Source organism: Palleronia salina, from assembly GCF_900141995.1.
GTDB classification, from domain to species: domain Bacteria; phylum Pseudomonadota; class Alphaproteobacteria; order Rhodobacterales; family Rhodobacteraceae; genus Palleronia; species Palleronia salina.
The window spans coordinates 31,753-54,826 of record NZ_FQZA01000012.1 but is presented as its reverse complement, the minus strand read 5'-3'; the positions used below and the strand labels follow the sequence as shown (position 1 = coordinate 54,826).

The 23,074-nt window shown below is 67.1% G+C and carries 20 protein-coding genes and 1 tRNA gene; 10 read left to right on the top strand and 11 right to left on the bottom strand.

Translation table 11 applies throughout. The features are described 5' to 3' along the window. The 6 genes from BUB76_RS14660 to BUB76_RS14635 all read left to right on the top strand — a co-directional run bounded on the left by BUB76_RS14660 (nt 1) and on the right by BUB76_RS14635 (nt 6,493). A complete protein-coding gene (locus tag BUB76_RS14660; RefSeq protein WP_073129572.1) occupies nt 1-1,263 on the top strand; it encodes an ABC transporter substrate-binding protein in 1,263 nt (420 codons plus the stop codon). A 155-nt stretch (nt 1,264-1,418) separates the two neighbouring features. Continuing rightward, nucleotides 1,419-2,285, top strand: a complete 867-nt coding sequence (locus tag BUB76_RS14655; protein WP_073129541.1) for a carbohydrate ABC transporter permease — start codon at nt 1,419-1,421, stop codon at nt 2,283-2,285. Nucleotides 2,286-2,298: 13 nt separating this feature from the next. Further along, nucleotides 2,299-3,129 (top strand): carbohydrate ABC transporter permease, encoded by an 831-nt coding sequence (locus BUB76_RS14650; RefSeq protein ID WP_073129540.1) that lies wholly within the window; start codon nt 2,299-2,301, stop codon nt 3,127-3,129. Between the two features lie 82 nt (nt 3,130-3,211). Next, on the top strand, nt 3,212-4,216 hold the full coding sequence (locus BUB76_RS14645) for an ABC transporter ATP-binding protein (protein WP_073129539.1): 1,005 nt from the start codon (nt 3,212-3,214) through the stop codon (nt 4,214-4,216). Continuing rightward, on the top strand, nt 4,213-4,986 hold the full coding sequence (locus BUB76_RS14640) for an L-iditol 2-dehydrogenase (RefSeq protein ID WP_073129538.1): 774 nt from the start codon (nt 4,213-4,215) through the stop codon (nt 4,984-4,986). The genes BUB76_RS14645 and BUB76_RS14640 overlap by 4 nt, the downstream gene beginning before the upstream one ends. 37 nt (nt 4,987-5,023) lie before the next feature. Then, nucleotides 5,024-6,493, top strand: coding sequence for a mannitol dehydrogenase family protein (locus tag BUB76_RS14635; RefSeq protein WP_073129537.1), 1,470 nt, complete (start codon nt 5,024-5,026; stop codon nt 6,491-6,493). Between the two features lie 219 nt (nt 6,494-6,712). Here the strand turns inward: BUB76_RS14635 and BUB76_RS14630 are convergent. The 5 genes from BUB76_RS14630 to BUB76_RS14610 form a co-directional block, all read right to left on the bottom strand. Next, nucleotides 6,713-6,787: transfer RNA gene (locus tag BUB76_RS14630), tRNA-Glu, on the bottom strand. Nucleotides 6,788-6,883: 96 nt separating this feature from the next. After that, nucleotides 6,884-8,653 (bottom strand): single-stranded-DNA-specific exonuclease RecJ, encoded by a 1,770-nt coding sequence (recJ, locus tag BUB76_RS14625; protein WP_073129536.1) that lies wholly within the window; start codon nt 8,651-8,653, stop codon nt 6,884-6,886. Nucleotides 8,654-8,920: 267 nt separating this feature from the next. Continuing rightward, complete coding sequence (glpX, locus tag BUB76_RS14620; protein WP_073129535.1) at nt 8,921-9,889, bottom strand: class II fructose-bisphosphatase; 969 nt, start codon at nt 9,887-9,889, stop codon at nt 8,921-8,923. A gap of 150 nt (nt 9,890-10,039) precedes the next feature. Then, a complete protein-coding gene (locus tag BUB76_RS14615) occupies nt 10,040-11,326 on the bottom strand; it encodes a homoserine dehydrogenase (RefSeq protein WP_073129534.1) in 1,287 nt (428 codons plus the stop codon). Between the two features lie 85 nt (nt 11,327-11,411). Then, entirely contained in the window at nt 11,412-11,723 is a 312-nt protein-coding gene (locus BUB76_RS14610) for a hypothetical protein (RefSeq protein ID WP_073129533.1), read from the bottom strand. Between the two features lie 141 nt (nt 11,724-11,864). Between BUB76_RS14610 and BUB76_RS14605 the strand changes: the two genes are divergently transcribed. Further along, nucleotides 11,865-12,398 carry a hypothetical protein gene (locus tag BUB76_RS14605; RefSeq protein ID WP_073129532.1) on the top strand — a complete coding sequence of 178 codons (534 nt, stop codon included), beginning with the start codon at nt 11,865-11,867 and terminating at the stop codon, nt 12,396-12,398. A gap of 9 nt (nt 12,399-12,407) precedes the next feature. On the opposite strand, the gene BUB76_RS14600 is transcribed toward BUB76_RS14605, so the two are convergent. The 6 genes from BUB76_RS14600 to BUB76_RS14575 all read right to left on the bottom strand — a co-directional run bounded on the left by BUB76_RS14600 (nt 12,408) and on the right by BUB76_RS14575 (nt 18,103). Then, nucleotides 12,408-12,965: a TadE/TadG family type IV pilus assembly protein gene (locus tag BUB76_RS14600; RefSeq protein WP_073129531.1), complete on the bottom strand. Its 558-nt coding sequence runs from the start codon at nt 12,963-12,965 to the stop codon at nt 12,408-12,410. A gap of 4 nt (nt 12,966-12,969) precedes the next feature. Beyond that, nucleotides 12,970-13,500: a TadE/TadG family type IV pilus assembly protein gene (locus BUB76_RS14595; RefSeq protein WP_084140687.1), complete on the bottom strand. Its 531-nt coding sequence runs from the start codon at nt 13,498-13,500 to the stop codon at nt 12,970-12,972. Next, complete coding sequence (locus BUB76_RS14590; protein ID WP_073129530.1) at nt 13,497-15,134, bottom strand: pilus assembly protein TadG-related protein; 1,638 nt, start codon at nt 15,132-15,134, stop codon at nt 13,497-13,499. Before BUB76_RS14590 ends, BUB76_RS14595 begins: the two co-directional genes overlap by 4 nt. 178 nt (nt 15,135-15,312) lie before the next feature. Continuing rightward, complete coding sequence (locus tag BUB76_RS14585) at nt 15,313-15,894, bottom strand: hypothetical protein (RefSeq protein ID WP_073129570.1); 582 nt, start codon at nt 15,892-15,894, stop codon at nt 15,313-15,315. 23 nt (nt 15,895-15,917) lie between these two features. Further along, on the bottom strand, nt 15,918-16,463 hold the full coding sequence (locus BUB76_RS14580) for a TadE/TadG family type IV pilus assembly protein (protein ID WP_073129529.1): 546 nt from the start codon (nt 16,461-16,463) through the stop codon (nt 15,918-15,920). After that, the gene (locus BUB76_RS14575) at nt 16,460-18,103 is read right to left on the bottom strand and encodes a Tad domain-containing protein (RefSeq protein ID WP_073129528.1); all 1,644 of its coding nucleotides are present in this window, start codon (nt 18,101-18,103) and stop codon (nt 16,460-16,462) included. Before BUB76_RS14575 ends, BUB76_RS14580 begins: the two co-directional genes overlap by 4 nt. A gap of 348 nt (nt 18,104-18,451) precedes the next feature. Here BUB76_RS14575 and BUB76_RS14570 point away from each other — a divergent pair, with 348 nt between their 5' ends. The 3 genes from BUB76_RS14570 to rpoD all read left to right on the top strand — a co-directional run bounded on the left by BUB76_RS14570 (nt 18,452) and on the right by rpoD (nt 23,051). After that, nucleotides 18,452-18,886, top strand: a complete 435-nt coding sequence (locus BUB76_RS14570) for a hypothetical protein (protein WP_073129527.1) — start codon at nt 18,452-18,454, stop codon at nt 18,884-18,886. A gap of 65 nt (nt 18,887-18,951) precedes the next feature. Beyond that, the gene (dnaG, locus tag BUB76_RS14565; protein ID WP_073129526.1) at nt 18,952-20,904 is read left to right on the top strand and encodes a DNA primase; all 1,953 of its coding nucleotides are present in this window, start codon (nt 18,952-18,954) and stop codon (nt 20,902-20,904) included. A 146-nt stretch (nt 20,905-21,050) separates the two neighbouring features. Next, nucleotides 21,051-23,051 carry an RNA polymerase sigma factor RpoD gene (gene rpoD / locus BUB76_RS14560; protein ID WP_073129525.1) on the top strand — a complete coding sequence of 667 codons (2,001 nt, stop codon included), beginning with the start codon at nt 21,051-21,053 and terminating at the stop codon, nt 23,049-23,051. Nucleotides 23,052-23,074 lie beyond the last annotated feature (23 nt).

The following is a 23,074-nucleotide window of genomic DNA, read 5'->3' as shown; positions in this document are numbered from 1 at the left end:
ATGGCCGCGACCGCCATGGCCCAAGACACGACGATCACCATCGCCACCGTCAACAACGGCGACATGGTCCGGATGCAGGGCTACACCGACCAATTCACCGAAGAGACGGGGATCGGGGTCGAGTGGGTCACGCTCGAGGAAAACGTCCTGCGCCAGCGCGTCACGACCGACATCACCACCGGCGGCGGCCAGTTCGACATCATGACCATCGGCATGTACGAGGCCCCGATCTGGGCTGCCAACGACTGGCTGGTGCCGCTGGACGACCTGTCCGACGACTACAACGCCGAGGACATCCTGCCCGCCATGCGCGCCGGTCTCAGCTATAACGGCACGCTCTACGCCGCGCCGTTCTACGGCGAGTCTTCGATGATCATGTACCGCACGGACCTGATGGAAGAGGCCGGCCTCGAGATGCCGGAAGAGCCGACCTGGCAGTTCATCCGCGAAGCGGCCGCCGCGATGACCGACCGCGACGCCGACATCAACGGCATCTGCCTGCGCGGCAAGGCCGGCTGGGGCGAAGGCGGTGCCTTCATCATGACCATGGCGAACTCGTTCGGCGCACGTCCCGTGAACGAGGACTGGGAGCCGCAGCTCGACAGCGAAGCGTGGGCCGAAACGCTGACCTTCTTTACCGAGATGATGGCTGAATCGGGCCCCGCCGGTTACGCCACCAACGGCTTCAACGAGAACCTGTCGCTGTTCCAGCAGGGCAAGTGCGGCATGTGGATCGACGCGACCGTCGCGGCGTCCTTCGTGACCAACCCCGAGGAATCCGAGGTTGCCGACAGCGTCGGCTTCGCGCTGGCGCCGAGCGCCGAGGGCGTCGACAAGAAGGCCAACTGGCTCTGGGCCTGGGCGCTTGCCATCCCGGCCGGCACCGAGCAGGCCGATGCGGCCAAGCAGTTCATCGAGTGGTCCACCTCGACCGACTATATCGAGCTGGTTGCCGAGAACGAAGGCTGGGCCAACGTGCCCCCGGGTGCGCGGACCTCGCTCTACGAGAACGAGAACTATGCCGACGTTCCCTTTGCCGACCTGACGCTGGCGTCGATCGACGCGGCCGATCCCACCAACCCGACGGTCGACCCGGTCCCGTATACCGGCGTCCAGTTCGCCGCGATCCCGGAATGGGCGGGCATGTGGGGCCAGGTCAGCCAGGAATTCTCGGCGGCCTATGCCGGTCAGCAGAGCGTCGAGGAAGCGCTTGAGCAGGGCCAGGCCATCATGACCGACGCCCTGGAGGCCGCGGGCTACTAAGCCACGACCAACAATCGCGACGGGGCGGCGCGCCCGCCCCGTCGCACGACCGTTCCCGGGTCCGACGATCCCCGGGGGAGGAGCGGTCTGCATCGACCGGATCGTCGTGACATTCTGCCAGTCGTCCGCGGCCGCGCCGCGTGAGGGAGGACACCATGGCCACGCAACACTCACGCTCCGCCGCGCGACTCATGATGGCGCCCGCCGTCTTCGTGCTCTTGGTCTGGATGCTCGTGCCGCTGGGCATGACGCTCTGGTTCTCGTTCAGGCAGTACCTGCCGCTTCGGGGCGGGGACCTGGGCTTCGCGGGGTGGGACAATTACGTCCGCTTCGTCACATCCTCGTCTTTCTGGCCCTCGATCTATTCGACCCTGATCATCGTCGGGGGCGTGCTGGTCATAACCATCTTCTTCGGAATCCTGCTGGCGATGCTTCTGGACCAGCCGATGTTCGGGCAGGGGATCGTGCGCATCCTGGTCATCGCGCCCTTCTTCGTCATGCCCACCGTGTCCGCGCTGGTCTGGAAGAACATGTTCATGGATCCCACGAACGGGCTTCTGGCCCACCTGTGGCGGTTCTTCGGGGCCGACCCTGTGGTGTGGCTGTCGGACGTGCCGCTGTTCTCGATCGTGCTGATCGTCAGCTGGCAATGGCTTCCCTTCGCCACCCTAATCCTGCTGACCGCGATCCAGTCGCTGGACAGCGACCAGCTGGAGGCGGCCGAGATGGACGGCGCCCCGCACCTGAAGCGGTTCTGGTACATCATCCTGCCGCACCTGAGCCGGGCCATCACCATCGTGCTGCTGATCCAGACCATCTTCCTGCTGTCGATCTTCGCCGAGATCTTCGTGACCACCGGCGGCGCCTTCGGCACGCGGACACTGACTTACCTGATCTTCCAGCGGGTGCTGGAAAGCCAGAATATCGGCCTTGGTTCGGCGGGCGGTGTCTACGCGATCATCCTGGCCAACATCGTCGCCATCTTCCTGATGCGCATCGTCGGCAAGAACCTGGACACCTGAGGAGGAGACGGACATGGCACGCGCAGTCAGCAGCAGACGCAAGGCGATCAACACGGCCGTGGCCTGGGCCATCGGACTGCTGATCTTCTTCCCGATCCTCTGGACGATCCTGACCAGCTTCAAGACCGAGGCACAGGCCATCGCGGACCCGCCCATCTTCCTGGGCTTCGACTGGACGCTCGAGAACTACCGCATCGTGCAGGAGCGCTCGAACTACATGCGCTTCCTGTGGAACTCGGTCATCATCGCGGGCTTCTCGACGATCCTGGGCGTCATCATCGCGGTGCCGGCGGCCTGGTCCATGGCCTTTGTCCCGTCGCGCCGGACCAAGGACATCCTGCTGTGGATGCTGTCGACCAAGATGCTGCCGGCGGTGGGCGTGCTCTACCCGATCTACCTGATCTGCATCGAGCTCGGCGTGCTCGACAACCGGGTGGCACTGGTGGTGATCATCATGCTCATCAACCTGCCGATCATCGTCTGGATGCTTTACACCTATTTCCGCGAGATCCCGGGCGAGATCCTGGAAGCCGCGCGGATGGACGGGGCGTCCCTGCGCAACGAGATCCTTTACGTGCTGACGCCCATGGCGGTGCCGGGCATCGCGTCGACGGTTCTTCTGAATTTCATCCTCGCCTGGAACGAGGCGTTCTGGACGCTGAACCTGACGGCGGTGAACGCCGCGCCGCTGACGGCCTTCATCGCCAGCTATTCCTCGCCCGAGGGCCTGTTCTTCGCCAAGCTCAGCGCGGCCTCGACCATGGCCATCGCGCCGATCCTCATCCTTGGCTGGTTCAGCCAGAAGCAGCTGGTCCGGGGTCTGACCTTCGGCGCCGTGAAGTAACGCCTCAAGCCGCGCACGCGACAGGGCATCGATCGCGCCCTGAAGCCGTGCAAGCCGAAGGGTATTGAAAAGGAGCCTCTCCATGGGACGCATCACGCTTGAGAAAGTGCAAAAGAAGTTCGGTGAAACCGAGGTCATCCCGCCGCTGGACCTGACCATCGAGGATGGCGAGTTCGTGGTCTTCGTCGGCCCCTCGGGCTGCGGCAAGTCCACGCTGCTGCGGCTGATCGCGGGGCTCGAGGACGTGTCGTCCGGCGAGATCCGGATCGACGGGCAGCCCGCTACGGACCTGCCGCCGGCCAAGCGGGGCCTCGCCATGGTGTTCCAGTCCTACGCGCTCTACCCGCACATGACCGTGCGCAAGAACATCGCCTTCCCCATGAAGATGGCGGGCATGGACCAGGCCGAGCAGGACCGTCGCATCAAGAAGGCGGCCGATGCGCTGAACCTGACCGACTACCTGGACCGGCGGCCCGGGCAACTTTCGGGCGGTCAGCGCCAGCGCGTCGCCATCGGCCGCGCCATCGTGCGCGAACCGGCCGCGTTCCTGTTCGACGAGCCGCTGTCGAACCTCGATGCCGCGCTGCGCGTGGGCATGCGCCTTGAAATCTCCGAGCTGCACTCGCGGCTCGAGACCACGATGATCTACGTCACCCACGACCAGGTCGAGGCCATGACCATGGCCGACAAGATCGTCGTGCTGCGCGCCGGCAATATCGAGCAGGTGGGCAGCCCGCTGGAGCTCTATCGCGAGCCGCGCAACGTCTTCGTCGCGGGCTTCATCGGCAGCCCCAAGATGAACCTCATGAGCGGCCCCGCCGCGCAGGCCCACGGGGCCCACACCATAGGCATCCGCCCCGAGCATCTGGACGTGGTCGAAAGCGGCGGCACCTTCTCGGGCAAGGTCGGCGTGTCCGAGCACCTTGGGTCCGATACCTTCTTCCACGTCCACGTGGATGCCATGGAAGAACCCATGACCGTCCGCGCCGGGGGCGAGGTCGGGCTGCGCCACGGCGACATGATCCATCTCGAGCCGCAGGCCGACAAGATCCACCGCTTCGACGAGAAAGGCCTGCGCATCGCATGAGGCGGCTGGACGGCAAATCCGCCCTGATCACGGGCGCGGCGCGCGGAATCGGCAAGGGCTTCGCCGCCGCCTTCCTGCGCGAGGGCGCGACCGTGGCCATCGGCGACATCAACCTCGAGGCCGCCCGCGCGGCGGCCGAGGAACTGGGGCAGGGGGCCTATGCCGTCGAGCTGGACGTGACGCGACAGGACAGCATCGACGCGGCCATCGCGGCCGTGGTGGACCGGGCCGGCAAGCTGGACATCCTGGTGAACAACGCGGCGCTGTTCGACGCGGCCGAGACGGTGGACATCACGCGCGAAAGCTATGACAGGCTTTACGCGGTGAACGTGGCCGGCACGCTGTTCACCATGCAGGCCGCCGCGCGGCAGATGATCGCCCAGGGCCATGGCGGCAAGATCATCAACATGGCTTCGCAGGCCGGGCGCCGGGGCGAGCCGCTGGTGCTGGTCTACTGCTCGACCAAGGCGGCGGTGATCTCGATGACCCAGTCGGCGGGCCTGAACCTGATCTCCCACGGCATCAACGTGAACGCCATCGCGCCCGGCGTGGTCGACGGCGAACACTGGGACCACGTGGCCAGCATGTTCGCCAAGCTCGAAGGCAAGCCGCCGGGCCAGAAGAAGGCCGAGGTCGCGGCCGGTGTGCCCGCGGGCCGTTTCGCCACGCCCGACGATCTGACCGGGATGGCCGTTTTCTTGGCCTCGCCCGAGGCGGACTACATCGTCTCGCAATGTTACAACGTCGACGGCGGCCAGTGGATGAGCTGACCCCGTCGCCCCGACGAATTTCGCGAAGGATTCACTCATGACCACCCGCCTGTCGAACGCCACGCTGATGGATCTGCCCGAAGGGGTCCGCGTGCCCGGCTATGACCGCGCGGCGCTCACGCCCGGCATCGTGCATATCGGCCTCGGCAATTTCCACCGCGCCCACCAGGCATGGTATCTGCACCGCCTGATGGACACCGGCGCGGCCCATGACTGGGCCATCGTCGGCGCGGGCGTCCGTGCGCCCGACGCGAAACAGCGCGAGCGTCTGCTGGCCCAGGATTGCCTGACCACGCTGATCGAGCTGGACCCCAAGGGCCGGTCGGCCGAGGTCACCGGCGCGATGATCGACTTCGTTCCCGTCGAAGACGGCAACGGCCCGCTGATCGAACGGATGGCCGACCCGGCGATCCGCATCGTGTCGCTGACCGTGACCGAGGGCGGGTATTTCGTGACCCCCGATGGTGGCTTCGACGAAGGGCACGTGGACATCCAGCACGACGCGGCCAACCCCGAGGCGCCTCGCACGGCCTTCGGCGCGATGATCGCGGCGCTCAAGCGGCGGCGCGACGCGGGCACCGGCCCGTTCACCTGCCAAAGCTGCGACAACCTGCAGGGCAATGGCGACGTGCTGAAACAGACGGTGCTGGGGCTGGCGCGCCTGTCCGATCGCGACCTTGCCGGTTGGATCGAAACCAACTGCACCTTCCCGAATTCCATGGTCGACTGCATCGTCCCCGCCACCGGCCCGTCCGAGCTGCAGCTGGTCCGCGAGTTCGGGATCGACGACAACGCCCCGGTCACCCACGAGAATTTCCGCCAATGGGTGATCGAGGACCGGTTCTGCGCCGGGCGCCCCGACTGGGACCGGATCGGCGCGACCTTCACCGATGACGTGCACGATTACGAGGCGATGAAGATCCGCCTGTTGAACGCCACCCACCAGGTCGTGGCGAACCCGGGCGAGCTTCTGGGTTGCAAGACCATCGCCGACTGCATGGCCCATGACGCGATCCACGGCCTGTTCCGCAAGGTGGCCCTGGACGAAATCGCGCCGCATGTTAAACCGGTCCCGGACATGACGCCGGCCGATTACGTGGACCTGATCGACAGCCGCTATTCCAACCCCGAGATCCGCGACACCGTGCGCCGCGTGGCCTTCGACGGCTCGTCCCGCCACACGGGATTCCTGCTTCCGATCATCCGCGATGCGCTCGGGAAGGGTGCCTCCCTGCAGGGGCTGGCGCTGGTGGAAGCGCTCTGGGCGCGGATGTGCGCGGGCACCCGCGTCGACGGCTCCGAGATCGAGCCCAACGATCCGAACTGGGACCGTCTCAGCGCCGCGGCGGCCGCCGCGAAGGACGACCCGGCGGCCTGGCTGGACCAGAAGTGGATCTACGGCGACCTGGCCGCCGAGCCTCGCTTCGCCGAGCCCTTCACCGATGCCTTGCGGCAGGTCTGGGTCGATGGCCCCGAAGCCGCGATCCGCGCCTACCTCGCCGACTAGAAAGAGACTGTGCAAGCCGATGGGGCGGCCCAGCCGGGCGGGGTGCAAACGCTCCGCCCGGGGCAGTCGCGCTTTGGTTGATGCGGGGCCGGCTCGCGCGCGCGTGGCCGCGCCTTGGTGGTCCGAGGCTGATCCTATGCGCAGGTCAGACCGTCCCAAGGATCACGCAATTCCACGATGCGGTGCGTGCATGGCGGGCTGGTTCGAAGAGAGGGAAAGTGGCAGCCCGTAGGGGAATCGAACCCCTCTTTCCAGGTTGAAAACCTGGCGTCCTAACCGATAGACGAACGGGCCACTGGCGGTGTCTCTAAGCAAACTGCGGGGGGGCTGCAAGACGATTTCCGCGCTTTTTGTCGGAAAAAATGCGCAGGTCCCGAAGCCGCCCCGACGTCATGCCACGCTGGCCTCGGCCGCGTCGTCCAGGCGTAGTTGCGGGCGGCTGCGGCCGTTCCAGTGGTTCACCTCCAGGCGGCCCGCCAGGTGGAACCGGCGGCCCCCGTGGCCCGTCAGCGCGTCGCCCAGAGGGCCGTCGAAGGCGCCGAAGCAGATCGCGTCCAGCCGCGGTCCGGTGCCGTCTCCGAAGGCGATCTTCAGGTGGCTTTCGCCCACGCGGCGCGCGTCGAGAATCCGGCAATCGGCGAAGGCGAAGCGCGGGGCCGGGGCCCCCATGCCGAAGGGGCCGGCACACTCGATCCGCTCGATCAGCTCGGCCGTCGCGGCGCCGGGCATGAGCAGGCCGGACAGGGTCAGGGCACGCGATTCGCCCTCGGCGGCGCCCTGGCGGGCCAACAGCTCTTCCAGCCGCGCCATGGCGGGTTCGAGCCGGTCGGCCTTGACGGTCAGGCCCGCGGCCATCTTGTGGCCGCCGCCCTTCTCCAGGTGGCCCTCGGCGGCGAGGCGGTGGATCGCGGCGCCCAGGTCGACGCCGCTGATCGACCGGGCGGATCCCTTGCCGACACCGTCCTCGAGCCCGATGACCACGGCCGGACGTCCTGTAGCCTCTTTCAGCCGCGCCGCGACGATGCCCACGACGCCGGGATGCCAGCCGTCGCCCGCGGCCCAGACCAGTGCGCCGTCGGTGCCGCGCGCGGTGGCCTGGGCGAGGGCGGCATTGCGCACCTCGGTCTCGATCGCGCGGCGCTCCTCGTTCAGCGCGTCCAGCCGGGCGGCCAGGGCGGCGGCTTCGGCCGGGTCGTCCGTGGTCAGCAGGCGCGCGCCCAGGTCCGCCGCGCCGATGCGCCCGCCCGCGTTGATCCGCGGTCCCAGAACGAAGCCCAGCGTGTGGGCGGTCGGCGGCGTGTCCAGCCGGACCACGTCCGACAGCGCCACCAGCCCCGGCCGCTGGCGTCGTGCCATGACGGTCAGCCCCTGGCGCACGAAGGCGCGGTTTACCCCGATCAACGGCGCCACATCGGCCACGGTCGCCAGCGCGACCAGGTCGAGAAAGCTCAAGAGGTCCGGCCCCCGCGTGCCCCGCTCGCGCAGCAGCCGACCGGCCTCGACCAGCAGAAGGAACACCACGGCGGCGGCGCAGAGATGGCCGAGCGACCGATCCTCGTCCATGCGGTTCGGGTTGACCACGGCCATGGCGGGGGGAAGCGTCTCGGCCCCCATGTGGTGGTCCAGGACGATGACATCGGCGCCCTGGGCCGCCGCGATGGCCTCGTGGCTGAGCGTGCCGCAATCCACGCAGACGATCACGTCATGCCGCGCGGCAAGGTCGGCCATGGCGGGCACGTTGGGGCCATAGCCCTCGTCGATGCGGTCGGGAATATACAGCGTGGCGTCGCGGCCCATCTGCCGCAACCAAAGGATCAGCAGGGCCGAGGAGCATGCGCCGTCCACGTCGTAATCGCCGAACACGGCGATCCGCTCGCCCCGGTCCACGGCGCGGATCAGCCGGCCGGCGGCGCGGCCCATGTCCTGCAAGCCGCGCGGGTCCGGCAGAAGCTCGCGCAGGGACGGGGCCAGGTACGCCTCGGCGCCGTCCGCGGCGACACCCGCGCGCACCAGCACGCCGCAGATCGGGGCGGGCAGGGCGGTCTGCTGCGCCATCGCCTCGGCAAGGCGCAGGTCGTTGGCATCGGGTCCGATCCAGGTGCGCCCGGTCAACGACCGCTCGACATTCAGAAAGGCTTCAACGGTCAAATCGCGCGGCATGCTCACAACATGTGGATAAGGTGTGTGGTGCCGACACGATATACGGGGATCGCCCATGCGAAAACCCCGCCGCGCGAAAAAACGCCACAGGGGCCCGCGAAACCGTCGGCGGCCGCGGCGCCGCTGCCATCACCGGTCTTCAAATACCTATGCAAGAGCAGCCGAATACCGCGGGCGGCCGCGGTGAAAGCGGCCTTCCCATCACTGGTCGTAAAATACTCATGGCGCGACGCATGATGCCCTGCGCAGCGCTGGCGGCAAGGCGCCTCAGCTGTGCTTGGTCGGGTTGCGGTAGATCATCCGCCGCACCGATCCGGTTTTCGAGCGCATGAGGATCGTCTCGGTGGTCAGGTATCCCGGCTCGCGCTTGATGCCGTCCACGACCGACCCGTCGGTGACGCCGGTGGCCGCGAAGATCACGTCGCCGCTGACCAGGTCGTCACGGGTGTAGACCCGGTCGAAATTGGTGACGCCGGCCTTCTTGGCGCGTTCGCGCTCGTCGTCGTTGCGGAACAGCAGCTTGCCGAACATCTGGCCGCCCATGCATTTCAGGGCGGCGGCCGCCAGGACGCCCTCGGGCGCGCCGCCCGAGCCCATGTACATGTCGATGCCGGTGCGGTCGGGCTCGGCCGTGTGGATGATGCCGGCCACGTCGCCGTCGGTGATCAGGCGCACCGCGCAGTCGGTCGAGCGCAGCTCGGCGATCATTTCCTCGTGGCGGGGGCGCTCCAGCACGCAGACGGTGATGTCGTGGGTGGAACAGCCCTTGGCCGCGGCCAGGGCGCTGACCCGTTCGGCGGGGCGCATGGCCATGGTCACGGTGCCGGGGCGGAAGCCCGGCCCGATGGCGAGCTTTTCCATGTAGACGTCGGGGGCATGCAACATGGATCCGCGCCCGCCCATGGCGATGACGGTCAACGCGTTGGGCATGTCCTTGGCGGTCAGGGTCGTGCCTTCCAGCGGGTCGAGCGCGATGTCCACCTGGGGGCCGTTCCCGGTGCCGACCTCTTCGCCGATATAGAGCATGGGCGCCTCGTCGCGCTCGCCCTCGCCGATGACGACGGTGCCGGCGATGTCGAGCCGGTTCAGCTGTTCGCGCATGGCGTTGACGGCCGCCTGGTCGGCCGCCTTCTCGTCCCCGCGCCCGATCCAACCCGCCGAGGCCAGGGCCGCCGCCTCGCTTACGCGGGCCAGGCCCAGGGACAACATGCGGTCGTTGAAATCTTGGTCGGCCATGGGCGCGCTCCGTGCATCTGGCGAAAAAATCGCCCAAGGCCTAAGGGCTTGGCCCTGCGCGCACAAGGTTGTTTGCGCCGAAACTGCGCGGCGCGGGGCGCGGAAACCCGTGTGTGACGGCCCGTTCTCGCGATGGAAAGCGGCTGGTTGTCAGACGTCCTCGATCCTTAGCGCCACCGGTTCGCTTTCCAGCACGTCGGTTCCCGCCATGGCGGCGATGGCGGCATCCAGCCCCGACCGCATGGCCTTGTGCGTCACGATCAGGACAGGGGCGCTGCCCTCGGCGTGGTCGTACTGGCGCATCCGGTCGATGGAGATGCCCTCGGCACCGAGGCAGGCGGCGATCTTGGCCAGCGCGCCCGGGCGATCCTTCAGCACCATGCGCAGGTAGTAGGGGGCGGGCGTGTTGGCCTCGGCCGGGCGCGGCGTGGCAAGGCCGCTCGCGGGCTGGCCGAAGGTCGGCAGGCGCTGGCCGCGGGCGATCTCGACCACGTCGGACATGACCGCGCTGGCGGTCGGGCCTTCGCCCGCGCCCGCGCCGCGCAGCACGATCTGGCCAACGCTGTCGCCCTCGAGCACGACCATGTTCATCGGGCCCTCCAGCTGGCCCAGCGGTGATGCGGCGGGCACCAGGCAGGGCTGCATCCGCGCCTCGAGCCCCCGGCCGGTCATCTGCGCCACGCCCAGAAGCTTGACCCGGAAGCCCATGTCGGCGGCGCGGTTGATGTCGTCGATCGAGATCCGCTCGATCCCCTCGAGCTTCACCGCGCCGAAATCCACCTTGGTGCCGAACGCGATCGAGGCCAGCAGCGCCAGCTTGTGGCCCGCGTCGATCCCGCCCACGTCGAGCGTCGGGTCGGCCTCGAGATAGCCCAGGTCCGACGCCTCCTGGAACACCGCGTCATAGGTCAGGCCCGCGCTTTCCATGCGGGTCAGGATGTAGTTGCAGGTGCCGTTCATCACGCCCATGACGCGCGTGATCTCGTTGCCCGCAAGGCTTTCGGTCAGGGCCTTGATGCAGGGGATGCCGCCCGCCACCGCGGCCTCGAAGCGCAGCACGCCGCCCGCACCCTCGGCCGCCTCGGCCAAAGCCTGGCCGTGATGGGCCAGCAGCGCCTTGTTGGCGGTGACCACGTCCTTGCCCGCGGCGATGGCGGCCTCGACGGCGGCCTTGGCCGGGCCGTCATCGCCGCCGATCAGCTCGACGAAGACGTCGACGTCGTCACGGCGGGCCAGCGCCACGGCGTCGTCCTCCCACGCGTATTCGCCCAGGCGAACGCCGCGGTCGCGCGACCGGTCGCGTGCCGATACCGCGGTGATCTGGATCGGCCGGCCGCAGCGCGCGGCCAGCAGGTCGGCGTGGCGCTGGACGATGCGGATGACGCCGACACCCACCGTGCCGATCCCGGCGATACCAAGGCGAAGGGGGCTGGTCATGGGGGCGGCTCCTTTGGCGGGTGGCTGTCTGGGCCGCCCTTTACCCCCTTTGACCGCCGATCACTAGACCCGCAGGGGCCGCATTTCAGCCTTCTGCCCGCGCGGCGTTCAGGCGGGCGAGGCCGGAACGGATCCGTTCCCGGTCGGCGGGCGTCAGGGCCGATTGGCGAAGGACCCGCGCGCGGGCCCGCAGGCTTGTGGCCCGGGCGCGCAACCCGTCGGTGACGCCCGGTGTGATCGCCTGGGACCGGGCGTCCGCCTCGGCTGTCAGCTCGGACAGGGGGCGCAGCTCGGGGTAATCCTGCCGGGCGATCTCGGCCGCGTTCGGTGTGTCCAGCTGCGGGATCGAGCACCCCGCCAGCAGGCAGAGGGCGACAAGGAAACGCGGGGCTTGCATGGCGGGCCTTCCGGGCTGGACGGGAATCTCTCGTCCCGAGACTAGGCGCGGGGGGCGGCGCGCCACAAGCGGCGCTTTTCACCGGGGCCGCGCGGCGCTATGGCGGTGGCCACGCCGAAGACACGTCGCGAAGGAGCCGCCATGCTGACGCCGCAGCTGCCGATCCAGGGTCCGCCCGGATCCACCCTGACCGAGCTGCGCGCCTCGCCCTCGCGGCGATTCATCGGCGTGGGGGCCATCGCCGCGCTGGGCGTGCTGGTGCTGTGGATCGCCGTGGCCGAGCCCGCGCCGGCCATCTGGCGGGCGATCCTCGCAACCGTCGGCATCGCGGCCTGTGCTTCCGCCCTGGCCCTGTGGCGCGCCACGGCCGGTGCGCTCGTGCTGCGGCCCGAGGGCCTGTTCACGGAAGAGGGCGACGCGCTGGCCCCGCTGGACGGCATCGACAAGATCGAACGGGGCGCCTTCGCCTTCAAGCCGTCGAACGGGTTTTCGGTGGTGCTGACCTCGCCGCAGCCCTTCGGCTGGCGGCCCGGGCTCTGGTGGCGGCTGGGGCGGCGGCTGGGCGTGGGCGGCGTGACCTCGCCGGGCGAGGCCAAGGCCGTGGCCGAACTTTTGCAGGCGATGATGGCGCAGCGGGCCGCGCAGGATGCGGAGACGCGCGACGAAGACGACTGAGGCGGCGGCCTACTTGGAGACGTCGTATTTCAGCTGCGGCGTGAAGCGTGGCGACGTGACGACGCGGTTGTAGAACTGGCTGGGCTTCAGGCCGACATTGAAGGCCGGCACGTAGTTCATCCAGGTTTCGACGATGATCGCGCTGTCGCCGTTAGCCATCGTCGGGATCGCGCCGGCGATGTCGGACAGCGTTTCCTGGTTCAGCGGGACGGGGCCGTCGCTGGTGGCATCGGACCAGACCAGCCTGTGCTCGTTCGCCGGCTCGTCCCAGTAGGCGACGGTCACGCGCAGGAATGTCTCGTCATCGCTTTCGGTCAGGTGGTCGTGGACCCGGCCAAGCCCGTCGACGAACTTGGGGCCGACGGGGTTCCACTGCCGCGACAGCATGTCCGACAGCGCATAGGTGGTGCGCAAGTTCATGGTCTGCTGGCGGTAGCCGTCGACATAGGTCAGCATCGCCAGGCTGCACCAGATCAACGTGGGCAGCACCAGGGCGGCCTCGATGGAATAGGCGCCATCCTCGTTGCGGAGGAAGCGGCGGGCGCGGAGGGGCAGACGCAGAGCCATCCGATCAGCTGCTCGGCTCGTTCACGAAGAAGGTCGACGCGGTCAGGGCGAAGCCGCCCCCGGCCTCGCGCGGCAGGATCTTTCCCAGACCCACGGCCGGCAGGATCGGGTCGTGCAGCAGGCAGAAGCGCAGCATCATCATCTCGTTGTTCGCGCCGGGGCTGTAGGTCGTGACCGGGTTGAACTCCTCCGAGCGGTCGACGCAGGCGACGCGGCCGCCGGGCGGCGAATAATCCGGGACCTGCACCGGCATCATCTCGAGCATGAGATCGTCCATGCAGCCGCCCATGATCAGAACTTCGTCGCAAAGGGCCTGCTTCAACGCCTCGGCACTGTCGATATGGGCGGCGCCCAGGCGCAGGTCCCGCACGACCACGTCCATGGCCCGCTCCATCATGACCTGGCGCATCTGAACGAAGCCGGTTTCCATCGCCAGCATGAACGGCCAGAGCACGGCCGGGAACAGGAGCGCGACCTCGGCCGTGCCATAGCCGTCCTCGCGCCGGGCGAAGCTCCGGAGCAGCCGCCAGATCATTGCACCAGCCTCAGCTGGTTGATGGTGCTGGCGATGGCCGAGAAGGCATAGAGAAGCTCGGTGCCCTGCACGTTGAAGTAGTGGTTGTCCGAGCTGGCGCAGTCTTCCATCCGAGTGGCGTTCGACTCGGCCACGTCGAGCGCGATGGAGAAGACGAGGATGCCCTTGTCCTTGGATTTCTCGCACATGTCGGTCATGCGCGGGTCCTTCGTGGTGGGTCCGATATTGGTGTAGGGCGTGTCCTTCCACCAGTAGTAGGTGTCGGCGTTGTTGTATTGGCGATACCGGCCCCAGTAGGCGTGCCAGCCCAGCGAGGCGACGCTCCACAGTTCCTGGTAGGTCAGGCGATCGGCCGCGCTGCCGCCCCAGTTGCTGTTGTACCAGCGCCCGCGATTGGGGATCCACCAATCCTCCTCCCAGCGGCCGTCATTGTCGAAATCTTGGTATTCATCGTCGTCGACGGACAAGCGGAAGCCGTTATCCTCGGGGTTCGACGCGTCGGTGATCATGGCGCCCCAGACATCGCTCATCGCCGTCCCACGATAGGCGTCCTTCAGGCGGTACTGGTAGGTGTTCTGACCGTCGGTCATCACGACGATGATCTTCATGGTGTTGTTGCGGCCGTGATCGTAGGGGCGACCGACGAAGGCCGGGTCGGCCTTGCCCAGGGCGGACAGGGTCGTGATCGGCGCCCGCATCGACGGATCCAGCAGCGCCGCGCCCCATTTCAGACCGACATCGATCGAGGTGTTTCCGCCCGGCTGCAGCGCATCGATGCGCGCATGCAGCTCGGCCTCGTTCTGCGACATGTAGACGATTTCCGCGGCTTCGTCCGCGCGGCACGGCGTGAGCAGCGGGTCGGGCGCGCGCTGCTCGAAGGTGAACCCGTTGGAGAACGGATCGAAATGGGCCGTCTGCTGGCGCGACACGCTGAGATCCATGGCAATCGAGTCAAAATCGCTGTTTTGGAAATTCACGCAATGCGAGAAGTCGTGCACGTCCGACAGTGCGAAGAGCGACGCCATTTCCGAGCCCATGTTCACCTCGGTCGAATAGGGAACGATCGAAATCGAGACCTCGTTCTCGCGCCCGTCGTCGACGCCCGAAAGAACGGTCGAGACGAAATCCTTGGCGGCGGTCTTCAGGTTGTCGATGCGGTTGAAGTCAGCCATCGAGCCCGAGATGTCGAGAACCAGAGACACCTCGATATCGCGGATATCCTCGCGGGCGACCCCGCCTGCCAGTGCGCCGATCCTGTTCATGCCCAGCGAGCGGATGAACATGGTCTTCACGTCCATGGACGCCTGGGCGCTGACGATGCGGGAATTGATGTTCTCGGTCACCTGGACGTGGTCCAGTCGTTCCAGGACGCCCGCCTTGTCGAAATGATCGCGGACCACCGCCTCGGGATCGAGCGTCTGGTCCAGGTCGGCGGCGGCCAGGATCGCCGTGTCCACCGTGCCCTGCATGCGGATCCGCTCGTAATCGTGCCGGATGATGTCGACGGCAACGCCCCCGACCAGCAGCATCGCGATGACAAGGTAGATGCCGAACAGGACGAACGAGCCATCTTCGTCGCGGGCGATGCGCCCAAGCAATCCCCGGGCCTGTTTCTCCGCACGCGCCAACGTCATACCCAATCCCTTTCACACACGGGACGGACATCTGACTCGTCCCGGAAAACGATCTTGACCGCGTTCAGGGCAGGAATTGGACGGAAACGCGCCCAAACGTTGATTGATCAGTCGCTTGCCAGCCGTGCCATGGCGGCGCGGCGGGTCTTGGGGGCGGCGCGGGGCGCCGCCGGGAAGGTCAGGATGTGCCCGTGTTGCCTTCCATGTGATCCTCGTGGTTCAGCTGCGGAACGAACCGCAGGCGGGTCACCAGGAAGTTGTCCAGCGTCCGGTCGCTCAGGCCGAAGACGAAGGGTGCCTTGTGGTCGATCGAGGTCTCGACGACGATCAGCTGCGAGCCGCCGAACGCCATGGGCAGGCGGCCCTCGATGGATTTCAGGCCGGCCTCGGTCAGAGCGGCCTGGCCGCCGCGCGCCTCGGACCAGATCAGCTCGAAGCTGTCGTCGTCGCCGTCATAGGCCACGACCGAGATCCGCATCCGCGGCTCGGCGGCGGACCGGGTCAGGAACTTCAGCACGTCGTGCATGCCGTCGATGTAGTCGTCGTCGACCACCTGGGTTTCGCGCGACAGCAGGTCGCCCATGGTGTGCGCGGCCTTGATGTTGATGTTGTACTGCCGCAGGCCGTCGAAATACGAGAAGCACGCCAGAAGGGCCCAGGCCAGGGTCGGCAGGGTCAGGATCGACTCGATGGACAGCCCGCCCGCTTCGCCGCGACGGAAGCGCGACAAAGCACGCTGGAGGGGATGGAAGATCTGCATGATCATGTCTCCTGCGACCTGGCTCAGGTCGGCTCGTTCACGAAGGCCGAGGTCGCGATGGCGGCGTAATCGCCATTGGCGTCCTTGGTCATTGCCGCGCCCAGACCGGCGGTGGGGAAGATGGGCCGTGCCTTCACGCAGGCCCGCACCAGCACCAGTTCGGACTGTTGGGCGGGGTTGAAATGGGTGGCCGGCTTGATTTCTTCGGACCGGTCGCGGCAGATCGCCTTGTCGCCCAGCACGTCCCAGTTGTTCTTGGAGACGGCGCGCATCTCGACCGACAGCGCGTTCTCGCAATCGGGGATCAGCAGGGCCTGATCGCAGATCATCTTCTTGATGTCGGCATGGGAGGGCGGTGTCGCCGGGCCCAGCCGCACCGCGCGCATGGCCACGTCGACGCCGCGCTCCAGCATGGCGTGGCGCAGGTTCAGCAGGCCCGCCTCGGCGCCCATGAGCATCATCATGATCATCGGCGTGAACAGGATCACGAACTCGATCGTGGCGACCCCGTCCTCGTCGCGGCGGAAGCGCACGACGCGCTCGCCCATGGATTTCAGGCGCGTGATCATTGGGTCAGCCTCAGTCTGGTGATCGACGTGGCGATCGAAGCGAAGGTCTCTTCCAGGTCGTCGCCGGTCACGTCGATGAAGGTGTTCGCGTTCGACGCGCAGCGGCCCATGATGTCGCGGGCGTGGTCGTTGATCTCGAACCCGATGGTGTAGACCGTGATCGATTCCTCGCGCATGTCGTTGCACATGCCCAGCAGGCGGGTGTCCTTGGTGGCGCCGCTGACCGGCGACCACAGGCCGTCGAGGAAATCGTAGTAGTCCTGCGAGTTCTCGCTCGCGTCGACCAGGTAGTGCCAGGCCAGGTGCCGGGGGTTCATCGTCTCCCAGGTTTCCTGCCAGGTCAGGCGACGCTGGCCGTAGTTCGGGTTGAAGCCGAGCAGGGATGCGACCCAGCCCAGTGTGGGCGTCTGGTTCCAGGTGTCGTTCCAGCAGATGCCGAGGTAGCAATCGGCCTTGGCCCAGAAGTTCCTGTTGCCATAGGCGCGGTTGAACAGGCTGCGCATGTCGACCGAGAAGGTTTCGGTCGCCCCGTCGTTCACCGTCTCGTAGACCGGCGACATGCCGTTCTTGTACTGGTTGTTCATCCGCATCTGTTCGGTGTTGATGCCGTCGGTCAGCAGGATCACGACCTTGCGCGCGCCGTCGACGTCGTAATCCAGCGGGCGGTTCGACATCTCGTTCGGGACGACCCCGTTCGACGACAGCTGCTGAACAAGGTCCCTGGTCGACGGATCCAGCAGCGAGGCAGCCCACTTCATGCCGATCTCGGACGACGTGTTGCCATGCGCCGTCAGCGCGTCGATCTGCGCCTTGATGACCTCGGGGTCGCTCTGGTGCAGCTTGATCTCCTGGTTCGATCCCGAGCGGCACACGGTCACGACCGGGTCCTGCTCGTTCACGTGCCACTGGTCGAAATGCGCGGCCTGGCTGTAGGCCTTGCTGGTATTCATCGCGACAGCGCCATAGTCGGTGTCGTCGAAGTCCAGGCAGAAGGAATGCTCGTGGTCGAGCTGCACGTTCAGCGCCTCCAGGATGTCGCGGCCCGCGTTCACCTGGGTGTTGTAGGGGATCAGCGTGACGCTGACGGTGCCCTGGTCCGCGTTGTCGTAGATCACGTCGATGAAGCGCTTGGCGGCGTTCTTCATGTCGTCCAGCTTGGTCGCCATGCCCGGCACGTTCGAGGCCTGGTTCATCGAGTTCGACACGTCCAGCACCAGCGCGACTTCCAGCTGGTCCATGCCCTCGACCGCGGTCGAGTTCGTCTGCGCCTTCAGCTGCGTCACGCCCGTCATGTTCATGAACATCGTGCGCATGGGCTGCGCGGTCTGCACCGACACCGTCCGTGCGACCAGCCCTTGGCTGACCTGGATCCCCGCGAGGTTCGACGACATGCCCGCCTTGTCGAAGTAGCTGCGCACGACGGCCTCGGGGTCGCCCTCCTGGTTCATCGCCGTGGCGGCCAGCACCGCCCGGTCGCTGAGGTTCTGCAGGCGGGTGCGGTTGTTCTCGAACACCATGATGTCCAACGACAGGCCGCCGATCATCACCATGCAGATGAAGAAGAACAGGGCCATGATCGTCAGCGAGCCTTCTTCCTCGTTGCCGAAACGGGCAATGCGAAGGGCCGAAATGGGTGACATACGAGACATACTTCCTCTTTCCTGGCCCTCGATCGGGACGCATTTCGCCCGGGACCAATTCGAGTTTTATTCAACTCCAATCCTGTGGCGGGTTTGTGGCGGCAAAAGTGGCAAAGCATGGCATTGCGGCGCACCGCGAAACAACGCAGGGTTGAACCCCAAGGATTGTTCGCGAAATTCCGTTAAACTCGAAGCTGAAATTACGGCGTGAAAAAGGCAGATTTTTTCGACCCTGTCCTTTTAGTCAGGTTTTTGGAGATGCGCTCCGGCCCGATTTCCGGTGATTCGCGTTGCGCTCGGCGGCGTCTGGACCCAAGCTGCGGCCAGACTGCAAGAAGGATATCTGTAATGTTCGATCGATTGCTGCTCGGTGCGGGTCTGGTGGCGCTGGCCGCCTGCAACACGACGGCCCCCACGGCCTCGCTTCCGCGGGTGGACCCCGAGGCCGCCGCCCGGGCCGCCGCCAACCCGCCGCAGCAGGCGGCCGTGCTTTCGGCGCTCGAGCCGCTGGAAGGCTCGGAACTGTCGCCCGGTCTCGTCCTGAACGATGCCCGCGCCGGGGACGGCCGCGTGATCATGGATCTCAGCCTCAGCGACGACAGCGCCATCGACACGCCCGCCAAGCGGGCCGCGTTCATCGAGGCGTTCCAGCGTGATTTCGGCCTTCAGATGTGCGCCGCGCCCGCGCTGCGGTCCTATATCGCCACGCGCGGCGGCTTCGCGGCCAACGTGCGCACGGCGGCGGGCGATCCGCTGGTCTCGCGGGTCATCGATTCCTGCTGAGATCCAGCGCGTGAACCGGCGCTCGCCCCCTCGACTCCGGGCGCGCGCAGCCCAATATGAGGGGTATGAGCCTGCCCCCCGGATTCCTCGATGAACTGCGCTCGCGCCTCAGCCTCGTGCACGTGGTTGGGCGCAAGGTCACGTGGGATCCGCGCAAGTCGAACCAGGGCAAGGGCGACATGTGGGCGCCCTGTCCGTTCCACCAGGAAAAGACGGCCTCTTTCCACGTGGATGACCGCAAGGGCTTCTACTACTGCTTCGGCTGCCACGAGAAAGGCGATGCCATCGGCTTCGTCATGGCGACCGAGAACCTGCCGTTCATCGACGCCGTAAAGCTGCTGGCCGACGAGGCCGGCATGAAGCTGCCCGACCGCGACCCGCAGGCGCAGGCTCGCGCCGAAAAGCGCGACACACTGGTCGAGATCATGGAAGCCGCCGCGCGGTTCTTTCAGATGCAACTGCGCGCGGGGGCGGGGCAGGCGGCGCGCGACTATCTCAAGGGCCGCAAGCTGGACGGCGCGGCCTGCGACCGCTGGGGCCTCGGGTTCGCGCCGGCATCCTGGGACGCGCTGCGCGAGCACCTGGCGGGCAAGGGCATCGCGGTGGAACGCCTGGTCGACGCGGGGCTGGCCAAGCCCAGCCGCAATGGCAAGGCGCCCTACGACACGTTTCGCAACCGCATCATGTTTCCCATCCGCGACGCGCGCGGGCGCTGCATCGCCTTCGGCGGCCGCGCGATGGATCCCGACGACAACGCGAAATACCTGAACTCGCCCGAGACCGCGCTCTTCGACAAGGGGCGGACGCTCTATAACGTCGGGCCCGCGCGCGCGGCGGCCGGCAAGCAGCCGCTGATCGTGGCCGAGGGCTACATGGACGTGATCGCGCTGGCCGAGGCGGGCTTCGGCGCGACGGTCGCCCCCCTGGGCACCGCGATCACCGAGGAGCAGCTTCAGCTCATGTGGCGCATGTCGCCCGACCCGATCATCGCGCTGGACGGCGACGTGGCCGGGCGGCGCGCGGCGCTGCGCCTGGTCGACCTGGCGCTGCCGCTGATCGGGGCGGGGCGGTCGCTGCGGTTCTGCATGATGCCGGCGGGGCAGGACCCCGACGACCTGCTGAAATCGGGTGGCGCCCCCGCGATGCAGAAGGCCCTGGAGGCCGCGCTGCCCATGGTCGACCTCCTGTGGGACGCCCAGACCGAGGGCCGCAGCTTCGACACGCCCGAGGCGCGCGCCGCGCTGGACAAGGAGTTGCGCGACAAGATCTCGCGCATTTCCGACCCGTCGCTCAAGCGCCACTACGGCGACGCCATCAAGGAACGCCGCTGGCAGCTTTTCAATCCGCGCAAGCCCCGGGGCACGTGGCAGCCGGGCCTGGGTGGGCGGCGGGGGGCCGCGCCGCAGGTGCCGGTGACGACCACGCGCGCCTCGCTGTTGGCCACCGGTGGCGACCGGGTCGAGCAGAACCTGCGCGAACAGGTGGTGCTGGCCGTGCTGCTGCGGTTCCCGGACCTGACGTTGAGGGTCGAGGACGCGCTGGCCGAGATCGACTGGCGCGGCGACGGGCACGCGGGGGTGGCGGACGCCCTGCTGCGGCACGCCGGGGCCGACCCCGAACGGCAGGCGGAGCTCGTGCACGCTGACGCCCCGTCCGCTGCCCTTGAAAAGCTCGCCGCGGCGGGCCATCTGCGGGTGGTCCCGGCCCTGAAGGGCGATGATCGCGACCTGGCCGGGATCTGCCTGGGCGAGGAGCTGGCAAAGCTTCTTGCGGGGCAGGGGGCCGCCCGCGAGATCGCCGAGGCGATGGAGGATTTCGCGGCCGAAACCGGCGAGGCGCTGACCTGGCGCCTGCGCGAGGCCGCCCGCGTTCGCGACCAGGCGACGCAGGGCCAGGCCGAGGACACGACGGAATACGAGGAAGCGCCCAACGGTGTGATGATGAGCCGGGCCGAACGTAACGCCCTGGACGGGCTTCTGAGCCAGATCGGCCTAAGTGCGACAGATAGGAACAAGTGATCCGGGTCTCTGGGAACCCAGAGAACATTTTGGTAATCGAATCGGTAAGAATTTCTGCGAATCATCCGAGCCAAATGATTCGCGCATCTGATCCGGGGCGTCTGCGGGGACAGTAGCACGACCCGATCGTGGGAAGGGAATGGCGTATGGCCGCGAAAGACAACGACGAGCGCAAGCAGGACGACGCCGACGGCGAGGTGATGCTCGACATGAGCCAGGCCGCGGTGAAGAAGATGATCTCCGAGGCGCGCGAACGTGGATACATAACCTACGACCAGCTGAACCAGGTTCTTCCGCCCGAGCAGGTGAGCTCGGAGCAGATCGAGGACGTGATGTCGATGCTCAGCGAGATGGGCATCAACGTCATCGAGGATGACGAGGCCGAGGAAGAGGACAAGAAGGGCTCGACCGAGGTCGCCACCACCTCGACCTCGCGCGAGGTCGCCGTCTCGACCACCGAAAGCGAGAAGCTCGACCGCACCGATGACCCGGTGCGCATGTACCTGCGCGAGATGGGATCGGTCGAACTGCTGAGCCGCGAGGGCGAGATCGCCATCGCCAAGCGGATCGAGGCCGGCCGCAACGTGATGATCCTGGGGCTGTGCGAAAGCCCGCTGACCTTCCAGGCCATCACCATCTGGCGCGACGAGCTTCTGTCCGAGGACATCCTGCTGCGCGACGTGATCGACCTCGAGACGACCTTCGGCCGGTCCATGGGCGAAGAGGGGGAAGAGGACGAGACCGCCGTGGTCGGCGGCGTTGCCGCCGCCGGCGCCGAGACCTCGGACAAGGGCTCGTCGGACGACCAGCCCGACGTCGATGCCGACGGCAACCCGATCTCGAAGGATGACGACGAGGACGAGGACGAGCAGGCCAACATGAGCCTTGCCGCCATGGAAGCCGCGCTGAAGCCGCGCGTGCTGGAAATGCTGGACGTCATCGCTCGCGACTACGCCGAGCTGAGCGAGATGCAGGACCTGCGCATGTCGGCCACGCTGAACGAGGACGGCTCGTTCAGCGAGGCGGACGAGGCCAAGTACCAGAAGCTGCGCGCCGAGATCGTCGAGCTGGTGAACGAGCTTCACCTGCACAACAATCGTATCGAAGCGCTGATCGACCAGCTTTACGGCATCAACCGCAAGATCATGTCCATCGACAGCGCCATGGTGAAGCTGGCCGACCAGGCCCGCATCAACCGCCGCGAATTCGTCGAGGAATACCGCGGCTACGAGCTCGACCCCACCTGGCTCGACCGGATGGGCGAGAAGTCCGGCCGGGGCTGGCAGGCGCTGATCGAGCGCTCGACCCCCAAGGTCGAGGAGCTGCGCGGCGAGATGGCCCAGGTCGGCCAGTACGTGGGCGTCGACATCAGCGAATTCCGCCGCATCGTGCAGCAGGTTCAGAAGGGCGAGAAGGAAGCCCGGCAGGCCAAGAAGGAGATGGTCGAGGCGAACCTGCGCCTCGTGATCTCCATCGCGAAGAAGTACACCAACCGGGGCCTGCAATTCCTGGACCTGATCCAGGAAGGCAATATCGGCCTGATGAAGGCCGTCGACAAGTTCGAGTATCGCCGCGGCTACAAGTTCTCGACCTACGCCACGTGGTGGATCCGCCAGGCGATCACCCGCTCGATCGCCGATCAGGCCCGGACGATCCGTATCCCGGTCCACATGATCGAGACGATCAACAAGCTGGTCCGCACCGGGCGCCAGATGCTGCACGAGATCGGCCGCGAGCCGACGCCCGAGGAGCTGGCCGACAAGCTGCAGATGCCGCTGGAGAAGGTTCGCAAGGTGATGAAGATCGCCAAGGAACCGATCAGCCTCGAAACGCCCATCGGCGACGAGGAAGACAGCCAGCTGGGCGATTTCATCGAGGACAAGAACGCCGTCCTGCCGCTCGACTCGGCCATCCAGGAGAACCTGAAGGAAACCACGACCCGGGTTCTGGCCAGCCTCACCCCGCGCGAGGAGCGGGTTCTGCGGATGCGCTTCGGCATCGGCATGAACACCGATCACACGCTGGAAGAGGTCGGCCAGCAGTTCAGCGTGACCCGCGAACGGATCCGCCAGATCGAGGCGAAGGCGCTCAGGAAGCTCAAGCACCCCAGCCGGTCGCGCAAGCTGCGGTCGTTCGTCGACCAGTAGTCCCTAGAAACCCGGCCAGGGGC